General features: G+C 72.0%; 10 protein-coding genes. 8 read left to right on the top strand and 2 right to left on the bottom strand.

All coding sequences use genetic code 11. The features are described from left to right. Nucleotides 1–2,613, bottom strand: a 2,613-nt coding sequence (locus tag AOK08_RS17185) for an AfsR/SARP family transcriptional regulator (RefSeq protein ID WP_055526498.1), incomplete at its 3' end; no start/stop codon positions are given. 388 nt (nt 2,614–3,001) lie between these two features. Here AOK08_RS17185 and AOK08_RS17180 point away from each other — a divergent pair. The 5 genes from AOK08_RS17180 to AOK08_RS17160 all read left to right on the top strand — a co-directional run bounded on the left by AOK08_RS17180 (nt 3,002) and on the right by AOK08_RS17160 (nt 6,871). Further along, complete coding sequence (locus AOK08_RS17180) at nt 3,002–3,907, top strand: hypothetical protein (protein ID WP_055526496.1); 906 nt, start codon at nt 3,002–3,004, stop codon at nt 3,905–3,907. A 124-nt stretch (nt 3,908–4,031) separates the two neighbouring features. Continuing rightward, nucleotides 4,032–4,490, top strand: coding sequence for a peptidase inhibitor family I36 protein (locus AOK08_RS17175; RefSeq protein ID WP_055526495.1), 459 nt, complete (start codon nt 4,032–4,034; stop codon nt 4,488–4,490). A 199-nt stretch (nt 4,491–4,689) separates the two neighbouring features. Continuing rightward, the gene (locus tag AOK08_RS17170) at nt 4,690–5,754 is read left to right on the top strand and encodes an aromatic ring-hydroxylating dioxygenase subunit alpha (protein WP_055526494.1); all 1,065 of its coding nucleotides are present in this window, start codon (nt 4,690–4,692) and stop codon (nt 5,752–5,754) included. Next, complete coding sequence (locus AOK08_RS17165; protein ID WP_055526492.1) at nt 5,751–5,939, top strand: hypothetical protein; 189 nt, start codon at nt 5,751–5,753, stop codon at nt 5,937–5,939. The genes AOK08_RS17170 and AOK08_RS17165 overlap by 4 nt, the downstream gene beginning before the upstream one ends. Next, nucleotides 5,936–6,871: a PDR/VanB family oxidoreductase gene (locus tag AOK08_RS17160; protein WP_055526490.1), complete on the top strand. Its 936-nt coding sequence runs from the start codon at nt 5,936–5,938 to the stop codon at nt 6,869–6,871. Before AOK08_RS17165 ends, AOK08_RS17160 begins: the two co-directional genes overlap by 4 nt. A 98-nt stretch (nt 6,872–6,969) precedes the next feature. Here the strand turns inward: AOK08_RS17160 and AOK08_RS17155 are convergent, their stop codons facing one another. Continuing rightward, the gene (locus AOK08_RS17155) at nt 6,970–7,641 is read right to left on the bottom strand and encodes an MmyB family transcriptional regulator (RefSeq protein ID WP_055526488.1); all 672 of its coding nucleotides are present in this window, start codon (nt 7,639–7,641) and stop codon (nt 6,970–6,972) included. Nucleotides 7,642–7,862: 221 nt separating this feature from the next. Between AOK08_RS17155 and AOK08_RS17150 the strand changes: the two genes are divergently transcribed. From AOK08_RS17150 to AOK08_RS17140, 3 genes are all read left to right on the top strand, one after another. Further along, nucleotides 7,863–8,519 carry a helix-turn-helix domain-containing protein gene (locus AOK08_RS17150; RefSeq protein WP_055526487.1) on the top strand — a complete coding sequence of 219 codons (657 nt, stop codon included), beginning with the start codon at nt 7,863–7,865 and terminating at the stop codon, nt 8,517–8,519. Nucleotides 8,520–8,551: 32 nt separating this feature from the next. After that, nucleotides 8,552–9,079, top strand: coding sequence for a hypothetical protein (locus AOK08_RS17145; protein WP_055526500.1), 528 nt, complete (start codon nt 8,552–8,554; stop codon nt 9,077–9,079). A 13-nt stretch (nt 9,080–9,092) separates the two neighbouring features. Then, on the top strand, nt 9,093–10,184 hold a 1,092-nt coding region (locus AOK08_RS17140; protein WP_055526485.1), incomplete at its 3' end, for an MAB_1171c family putative transporter.

Below are 10,184 nucleotides of genomic sequence, written 5' to 3'. Positions count from 1 at the left end.
CGCGCGGTACAGCTCCAGCGCCTCGGAGAGCACCTGCCGGGCCCGCGCGCCGCGCCCCTGTTCCCGGTGCACATGACCGATGCCGTACAGCACCCGCGCCCGTGCGCCCCGCTCGGCCGGCTCCCCGTACCGTTCGAGCGCGGCGTTCAGCAGCTCCAACGCCTCGGTGTACCCGCCCTGTTCACGACGGGCCGTGCCCATCCCGGCGAGCGCAAGGGCGGCGCCCCCGGGCACGTCGCCACGCGCCTCGAACAGGCGCAGGGCCTGGGCGAAGTAGGCGTACGACTCCTCGAACTCGTCCTGTTCGTAGCGGAGTTGGCCCAGGCCGGCGAGCAGCCAGGCCTCGCCCTCGCCGTCCCCGCTGCGGCGTACGGCGGCCATGGCCGCGGCGTGCGACCGGGACCAGGCGTCGAACTGGTTGTACAGCGCGGCCGAACTCGCGATCAGCGCCCCGGCCAGGTCGCGGGCGGCGCGGTCCATGCCGTTGTCCGCGCAGTACTCCACCGCCGCGAGCAGACAGGCCTGTTCGGCGGCGAACCAGGACGCGGGGTTCTTGAGCAGCTCCTCCTCGGTCTCCGCGTCGAGGGGCCGTACGGCGGCCGGCTCGGGGAAGTACCGGCCGGCCGCGCCCGGGCCCCGGGCGGCGGCCTTCCTGGCCAGCCCCAGCCAGGAGGCGACCAGTCGCAGCACGGCCGCCGTGCGTTCCTCGGCGCTCTCCTCGGACAGACAGCGTTCGCGGGCGTGTTCGCGGGCCAGGTCGTGGATGCGGTAGCGGGTGCGGCCCGTGTCGTCGACGCCTATCACGTCGATGAAGTGGCAGTCCACCAGCCGCTCCACCGCCTCCTCGGCCTCCAGCGTGCCGATGTCGAGCAGCGGGGCGGCGATCCAGGACGCGAAGTCCGGCAGTTCGAGCAGGGCCAGCCGGCGCAGCGCCCGGCGCTCGGGCAGATCCAGGTCGGCGTACCCGAGTTCCAGGCTGGTGCGCAACTCCAGGTCCCCGGCGCGCAGTTCGTTGAGCCGGCCGCGTTCGTCGCGCAGTCGCCGGGCGAGCCGGCCGGGCGCCCAGTGCGGGCGGGCCGCCAGCCTGGCCCCGGCGATGCGCACCGCCAGCGGCAGCCGCCCGCACAGCGAGACGATCTCGGCGGCCCCCGCCGGCTCGGCCTCCGTGCGTTGTGGGCCGGCGACGCGGCGCAGCAGTTCGAGCGCCTCCGCCTCGCCGGGCACGGCCAGGTCCAGATGCGCGGCGCCCTCCAGCGCCACCAGCCGGCGCCGGCTCGTGACGAGTACCGCGCAGCCGGGTCCGGGCGGCAGCAGCGGCCGTACATGCGCCTCGCCCGCCGCGTTGTCCAGGATCAGCAGGACGCGCCGGGGCCCGATGTACGTGCGGTACAGGCCCGTCAGTTCCTCGACGGAGGTCGGCAGGGTCTCCGGGTCGGCGCCCATGGCGCGCAGCAGTCTGGCGAGGGCGTCGGCGGGTTGCAGCGGAGCGGTGTCCCCCGCGCGCAGGTCCACGAACAGGCGGCCGTCCGGGAAGAGTGCGGCCAGCCGGTGGCCGACATGCACGGCGAGCGCGGTCTTGCCCGTGCCGGACCGGCCGGAGAGCACCCCGATCGGTGAGGCGGTGCGGCCGGCCTCGTCGGCCTTGCCGAGCAACGAGGAGGCCCAGCCGATCTGTTCGCAGCGGCCCACGAAGTCGGCGATGTCCGGGGGGAGATGGGACGGCGCGGGCCTCAATGCGGGGCCGGCCGTGTTCCGGGTGCCCGCCTCGCTCGCGGTGCCCGCCTCGCTCCGGGCGCCGCCGGACGGCTGCTTCGGCGGCCCCGCGGGCTCCCGGCCCGTGCTCCGCGGCCCGGCGGTCCCCGCCAGTTTCGCGTCGTCGGTCAGTACCGCCTGGTGCAGTGACCGCAGTTGGGGGCCGGGGTCGATGCCCAGTTCCTCGCGCAGGATCGCGCGGCCCTCCTGGTAGGTGCGCAGGGCGTCGGAGACCCGGCCGGCGCGGTACAGCGCGGTCATCAACTGCCCGCGTGGCCGCTCCCGCAGGGGGTGTGCGGCGACATGCGCGAGCAGAGGGGCGATCATCCGGTCCGCGCCGCCCAGTTCCAGGCCCAGGGCGAAGGACTCCTCCTGGGCGATGAGCCGCAGCTCCGCCAGCCGGGCGGCCTCGATCCGGGCGAACGACTGGCCGAGCCCTTCCAGGGCCTCCGGCCCGCGCCACAGTCCCAGCGCCTCGGACAGCAGGTCGGCGGCCTCCTCGGGACGGCCACCCATGGCCGAGGTCCGGCCCTCGGCGAGGAGAGCCTCGAAGCGCCGGGCGTCGATCTGGGAGGGTTCGAGGTCGGCGACATAGCCCGGCGGCCGTGTCCGGACCACGGTGGCCGGTGTGACCCTGGCGAGTGCGCGGCGCACGGCGGAGACATGGGTGGCCACCAGGGCGCCCGCGGTGGCCGGTGCCTGTTCGTCCCAGACGCAGTCCACGAGCCGTTCGGTGGAGAGCACTTCGCCGAGGTGGACGACGAGCGCCGACAGGACCGCGAGGGGCCTGACCCCGCCGAGCGGAGCCCGTCGGTCGCCCTGCCACACCTCGACCGGACCGAGCAGGCGTACCTCGAACATCGCTCCCCGATCGCCGTGCCGTCCGATCCGCCGAACACGGCAAGGATATCGGCGGCCGCGTTCACCGGAGGGCGGGCGTCCGGTCGCCATGGCCGGATCCGATCGCCGAGGCCGACCGTCGTCGTCCGTCCAGGTCCGCACAGCGCACAACGACTGCTGACCCCGCCCTCGTCGACGCCCGGGACCCCCTCCCCACCGGCGCCGGTTGGCTGGATATCACCGTTCGGCGAGTGTGATCGCGACCGGAAAGGACGGCTTTCGCAGCCTCGTCGTATGACTCCCGGCGGAGGAAAAGTTTTCTTCGGTCGGAGGGCATACGGATGTGACCCGTGAGGCGTCAACGGCTCGAAGAACACATTCGTTCGAGAAGAGCCCCGGGAGGCGCCCCATGCATCGCTGGACCCTGGCCCTGCTGACCGCCGGCCTGCTGGCCACGACGGCCACCGGCTGCGCGGGCGGCGCCGTGGCGGACCCCGGTTCCGCGAACCCGGGTTCCGCGGGCACCGGCACGCACCGGGCCGAGGGCGCCTCCCGGGAGACCCTGCGACTCGCCGAACAGCTCCTCATCAAGAAGTGCATGGAGAACCAGGGCCACAAGTTCTGGGTCGAGCCCGCGGATCCCGGCAACGTCTCGTCCCTGTTCCCCTACGTCGTGGACGACCCCGCATGGGCGAAGACCCACGGCTACGGCACCGATCTGCGGCTCCGCCAGGAGGCCGAGGCCCGGCGCGACCCCAACCAGCGGTACTTCCGTTCCATGCCGGCGAACACCAGGACCGTCCTGGTGACCGCCCTCAACGGGGCGCGGCCGGAAGGGCTCTCGGCCCGGCTGCCCGGCGGCATGGAGGTCACCCACAGCGACGAGGGCTGCCAGGCCGCCGCCCAACGGGAGCTGTACTCGGACCTCCAGGGCTGGTTCCGGGCCACCCGGGTCACCGGCAACCTGGCCAACATGCGCGTCGGTCTCGTCGCGAACGACAAGCGCTACCTGGCGGCCGTCGGACCGTGGGCGCGCTGTATGCGCGGCAAGGGATACACGTACGCCGGCCCCGCCCAGGCCCGTGCCGCGGTCACCCAGTCGCGGACGCCGTGGCCGCACGCCAAGGAGGTCCGGCTGGCCTCGGCCGAGGCGAACTGCGCCGTCTCCAGCGGCCTGTCGTCCGTGGCGAAGTCGCTGGACACCGAGTACCGCGCCGAGTTGCGGCGCCGCTACCCCCGGGAGTCGGCCGATCTCGCGCGCCTCAGGCGCGAGGCACTGCCCCGCGCCCGGGCGATCGTCGCACGCGGCGACTGAGCCCGGCCCGCTCCCCCACAGACCACCACGGCCCCAACCGTGGTCGCACCACCCTGCTCACACCACTCAGATCCATCACACCAATCTCACCAATCACACCATTCACTCCGAATTGAGGATCACCATGTCCGTAAAGCGTCTCGTCACCGTCGCGGCCTCGGCCGCCGCCGTCGCCGCCCTCTTCTCCCCGGTCTCCACCGCCACCGCGCTCGACGCGGGCTCTCACGGGACCAAGACCGCCCGGCTCGCCTCCGCGGACGGCTTCCTCCACGTCTTCACCCAGCCGAACGGCCGCGGCCATGAGTGCAAGTGGGAAGGCAACTCCAACAACTGGGGCAGCTGCCGCAACCTGACCTCCGACATCTGGAACAACGGCTACTTCGGCGGCAACGACGCGGTCGACCTGTACACCGCTCCCAACGCCGGCGGCGCGCACGCCTGCATCTCCCAGGGCGACCGCTGGAGCGACACCACGACCAACCAGTACCACTTCACCTACGGCGCGGGCCTGGAAGGGTTCGGCGCCAGCGTCAACAACAACATCTCCTCGCACCGCTGGGTCGACTACTGCAGCCAGGGCTGAGACCCCGACGGGAGCGCCCCGGTACGCCCGCTCAGGGGCGTACCGGGGCGCTCCCGTCGAAAGGCGCCGCGATCACCCCCGTACCACTGCTCCGACCTGGCACTTCACCCGCGGCCTTCCGTGTGGCGGAAGTGGTGTTGCGGCCCGGTGAAGCCCTCCCCGACGATGCCACCACCATCAGAGACGGGAGCCGCCCGCAATGCCTCACACCACCGCCTTCGCCCGGAACCAGTGGTACGTCGCCGCCTACAGCCACGAGGTGGGGCGGGAGTTGCTCGGCCGCACGATCCTCGGTGAGCCGATCGTCCTGTACCGCACCGAGGGTGAGGGGACGCCCGTCGCGCTCGCCGACCGCTGTGTGCACCGCCGCTACCCGCTCTCCGAGAGCGGACTCGACGGCGACCGGATCGTGTGCGGTTACCACGGCTTCACCTACGACACCACGGGTACGTGCGTGTACGTGCCGGGGCAGAAGCGCATACCCCGCACCGCCCGCGTCGCCTCCTACCCCGTCGTCGAGCAGGACGCCCTGATCTGGGTGTGGATCGGCGACCCGGCCCTCGCCGACGCCGACACCATTCCGCGCGCCCGGCACCTCGACTCCCCCGGCTGGGTCACCGTCAGGGGCATGGAGCCGATCGACGCCGACTACGGACTCCTCGTCGACAACCTCCTCGACCTCTCCCACGAGACCTATCTGCACGGCGGCTACATCGGCACCCCCGAGGTCGCGGAGACACCGATCACCACGGAGGTCGACGAGGGCGCCGGGATCGTACGGGTGAGCCGGCACATGGACGACGCCGAGTGCCCGCCGTTCTACGCCAGGTCGACCGGCATCGACGGCCGGATCACGCGCTGGCAGGACATCGAGTACCACGCGCCGTGCCTGTATCTGCTGCACAGCCGGATCGCGCCGGTGGGTGTGCTGCCCGAGGCCGACGGCAGCGACCCGAACGGCTTCCACACCGAGATCACGTACGCGATCACACCGTCGGCGGACGGCAAGGTGTACGACTTCTGGATGGTGTCGCGGGACTGGGCCACGGACGACGAGGAGGTCACCGAGTTCCTGCGGGGCAACAACCACACGGTGGTCATGCAGGATGTCGACGCGCTCAACCTCCTTCAGCGGACGCTGGGTTCGGAACGGGCCGGGTACCAGGAGCTGAGCATCAACATCGACACCGGTGGTCTCGCCGCGCGCCGTATCCTCGCCCGGCTGGCCGAGGAGGGCGACAAGCCCGTGGAGAAGGCCCTGTGAGCGGCGGCCCGACGGGCGAGGTCTACCGCGTCGACTGGCTGCCGGGCACGGACGTCCTGCACGGCACCTGTCACTGCGGCCGTGAGCACAGCTCGCAGGACCCCATCGAGATGTGGGAGTGGATGCTCGCCCACCCGCAGGGACATCAGCCGCAGGCAGACCAGCCAGAAGGAATCAGCTCATGAATGTGTACGAGGCCGAACTCGTCGTCGAGCGGCGGGAGTCGGCCGCCGAAGGGGTACTGGCGCTCACCCTGCGCCATCCGCTGGGCGAGGAACTGCCGGGCTGGGAGCCCGGCGCGCATGTCGATGTCGTGCTCGGGCCGGGGCTGGAGCGGCAGTACTCGCTGTGCGGCGACCCGGCCGACCGGTCGGCTTGGCGGATCGCGGTGCTGCGCGAGCCGGCGGGGCGCGGCGGATCGGCGTATGTGCACGGGCAGTTGGGGCTGGGCGACAAGGTGCGGGTACGCGGTCCCCGGAACCACTTCGCCCTCGAACCCGCGCCGCGCTACCGCTTCGTGGCGGGCGGCATCGGCATCACGCCCATCCTGCCGATGCTCGCCGCCGCCGAGGCCGCGGGCGCCGAGTGGACGCTGCTCTACGGCGGGCGCACCCGTGAATCCATGGCGTTCACTTCGGAGTTGGCGCGGTACGGGGACAGGGTCACGTTCGCTCCGCAGGACGAGACCGGTCTCCTGGAGCTGGATTCGGCGGTCGGACGGCTGCCGGAGGGCACCCTTGTCTACTGCTGCGGTCCCGGTGCCCTGCTCGACGCGGTGGAGTCGGTCTGCCCGGCCGGCGCGCTGCATGTCGAGCGGTTCACGCCCAAGGCCCAACAGGGCGGTACGGACAGCGAGTTCGAGGTCGTGCTGGAGCGCACCGGTCGTACGCTGACCGTGCCGGCCGAGGTGTCCGTGCTGGACGCCGTGCGGGGCGCCGGGGTCGAGGTGCTCTTCTCCTGTACCGAGGGCACCTGCGGCACCTGTGAGACGGACGTGCTCGAAGGCACCCCGGACCACCGGGACTCGGTGCTCTCGGACGAGGAACGGGAGGCGGGCGAGACGATGCTCATCTGTGTGTCCCGGTGCCGTGGCCCCCGGCTCGTCCTCGACCTGTAGGGCACCTACCGCCGGGCCCCGGTCCGGTGAACGCGGACGACGCCCCCGGCGCCGTCGGCGACCTGCACGCCGACGGTTCCGGGGCCGGGTCCGTCTTCTTACGTCTGCGGGGCCGGCACCACACTCAGGTGGCTCGCCGAGCGCCGTGGGCGGCGGTGTGCGCGCGGGGCGTCCGCCGGGCGGGGCGCCTCCCGCAGCACCAGCGTGAGCTTCGTATAGCCCATGTCCTCAAGGGACTTGGGGGTCTCCGCCACGATGCGGCACTCGGTGGCGCCCCAGCGCGGGTCGGGGTGGAGCAGCGGCCGTACGGCCCCGTCGTGCTGGACGGCCTCCTCGCCGACGGCCCTGATCCAGTGCGGCAGGCCCTGCCGGTAGGCGGCCTCCATGATCGGGTCCTGGGCGATGTCCCGCCGGATGGCCTGGAGCCCGCGGTCCTGGGCGTGGCGTTCCACGGCGGCGGCGAAGTGCGCGAGCATCGGCAGGCACCAGCTCGACTCGTGCGCCCCGAGGACCGTGCCCGCGTCCGGGTGGAAGAGCACGAAGCGGAGGAAGTTGTCGCCGGGCATGGCCGTGGGATGCGAGCCCACGGCACCGAAGAGCGCCCCGAACGCGGAGTTGGCGAGCACCACGTCCCAGCGGTGGTCGAGGACGACGGACGGAAAGGTCACGGTGTCCAAGAGCCGGGCGTAGTCCCGTAGATACGCCTGTGCCTCGGGCCCCTCTGGGACGGGCCGCGGCGCCGGCCGCTGCCCTCCTGCCTGAAATGCCATCGGGAGGTCACCCCTCTTGCTATGCGGCCTTCACGCGGCGCCCTGATCCTGCTGCCCTCCCGGGAGCCGTGTCAACTATCGTGGCATTTCATGCCTGTTGACGGCTGAATCTGGCCACAGTTGTGGCGAGAGCTGGATGTCAGTTCGAACAACCCGCTACTCTCTCCGGGCAGTTCACGGCAACAAAGAACCAGAAGACGGTAACGGTAGGAGACCTGTCGGTGACGGATGGCTACGAGGTTCCGGACGCCACGGCGACGGTTCTGCTGTCCGCCGTCGTGGCCCGGGTCACCGCACTCGCGGACCGGCTCGGTGTCGCGCACGGCGAGGTCTTCCACACCGGGCGGCTCTCCGTCGCGTCCGGTGTTCCGGAGAGCGTCGTCAAGGCCCTGCTGAGCGGGCAGAGCGCCGGGGAACCCGATCTCCAGGCCCGTTTCCTGCAACGGCTGGGCCTGTTGCGCCGTACCCGGCTCAAGTCGAACGGCCGCAAGTACACGCAGCAGGAGATCGCCGACGGCGCCGGTATGTCGCGCCAGCAGGCGGGCGCCCTCATCAACGGCGACCGGCGTCCCACGATGGAGCACTGCGACGCCATCCAGCGCTTCTTCAAAGTGCACGCGGGTTTCCTCACCGCGGCGGATCCCGAGGCGCTCGCGGGCGCGCTGCAACGCTCGGAACAGGAACTTCTCCAGCGGCTCGCCGACCGTGAGCGCGCGGCGGCGAAGGCGGCCGGAGATCCGCTGGAGCGGCTGCTGCAGGACCACGGTGTCCGCGGAATCGCCTGGCGGGCCGCCCAGTTGCCCTCCGACCAGCACCGGGACAAGGTCGCCGAGTGGCTGGACATGCTTCTGGAGAGCGTCAAGCGGCCGGAGTCGTGATCCGAGGGATGACTGTGAACATCGGCAAGGAAATGCGCCGTCTGTGCGGCGAGTTGGTGACCGAGCTGAGGCTCCCGGCGCCGGCGGAACCCGGCGACCTCTACACCGAGCTGTGCGCCGCCATGAGCAGGCGCCGCGGCCGTCCCGTCCTGTTCCGCGCGGCCCCCTTCCCACCGGGCACGGCCAGCGGGCTGTGGCTCGACATGGCCGACCAGGACCTGATCGTGGTCGAGGAACGCACCGCGCCCGACCACCAGTTGGTGATCCTGGGCCACGAGCTGTGGCACATGCAGGCCGGGCACTGCGGCCACCATGTCGAGGGCGCCGCGGTCGCCGCCCGGCTGCTCAGCGACACCGCGGACCTCCAGGCCACGGTCCGCAAGGTGGCCGCCCGTACCCGCTCCGACCTCGCGGACGAGCGGGAGGCCGAGAGCTTCGGTCTGCTGCTGGCCAGCAAGTGCCGTACGTGGCTCGCCGGTTCGGCGCGCCGGCCGGTACGGCGCGACCAGCTCGCGGGCCGGATCGAGGCCTCCCTGGGCTATCGCGGGCCGCAGAGCTGAGGCGGCGCCCGCCGTGAACGACTCCACCTACTACCTGCCGTCCGCCGCGATGGTGATCGTCCTGCTCCTCAAGGGCCGGGCGGTGCTGCGCGCCTGGCGCGACCCCCTGCTGCGGTCGGTCTACGCGCTGCTTCTCCTCTCCGTCCTGGTGTTCTTCTTCGCGGCCCCGCCGACCATCGCCTGGGTCAACCGTGTCACCGGTGTCCCGAACATCTCGGCACCGCTCGTGTACTGCCTGCTGAGCGCCTTCAGCGCCTCCTGTCTGGTGCTGATCATCAACTGGCGCGGCGGCCCGCCCGAGGCCGCCCGGCGGGCCTCGCGCCGCTGGATCGCCGGGTACGCGGTGGTGATCGTGGCGACGGCCGCCCTGTTCGCCCTCGGGAACGCGTCCGAGCAGCGGCTGCGCGACTTCGACACGCATTACGCGAACACGCCCTACATCCGCGAGATGATCGTGCTGTACCTCATCGCGCTCACCCTCTCCAACATCGCGATGAACACGGTCTGCTGGCCGTGGGCGCTTCAGGTGCACGGCTGGCTGCGGGTGGGACTGCTCGTCATCATGGCCGGCTTCTCCTGCAACATCACCTTCGCGGCCACCAAGCTGACGGCCGTCGTCGCCCGCTGGAACGGCGGGAACCTCGACTACCTGAGCACCTATGTCGCCCCCGCGATGGCCGCCACCGCGGAGATCGTCACCGCGGCCGGGTTCTGCATCCCGCTCGCCTTCCAGCGCCTCGGGGACGTGTGGAGCACCTGGTCGACGTACCGCCGCCTCAGCCCGCTGTGGCGCGAACTGGCCCCGCTGTCGGACCACGGTGTCCGCGCGGGCCGGGTCGCCTGGTGGTCCCCGGCCGAACTCCAGGTCACCCAACGCGAGTCCGACATCCACGACGGCATGCTCAGCCTGTACCCGTACTTCGACCCGACCGTCCGGGCAACCGCCTACGACGCCGCCCTCGCCGCGGGCTCCTCCCCCGAGGCGGCCCGGGCGGAGGCGGACGCGGCCATGCTGACAGCGGCCCTCCGCTCCCGAGCGGCGGACCCGGAGGGCAGGGTCATCACCGAGGCGGCAACAGAGAACAACCCCCCACCACCCCCGGCG

The sequence above is a fragment of the Streptomyces graminilatus genome (genome assembly GCF_001418565.1).
Classification (GTDB): domain Bacteria; phylum Actinomycetota; class Actinomycetes; order Streptomycetales; family Streptomycetaceae; genus Streptomyces; species Streptomyces graminilatus.
The sequence above is the reverse complement of the archived record's forward strand: the minus strand, read 5'-3'. Positions and strand labels throughout refer to the sequence as shown.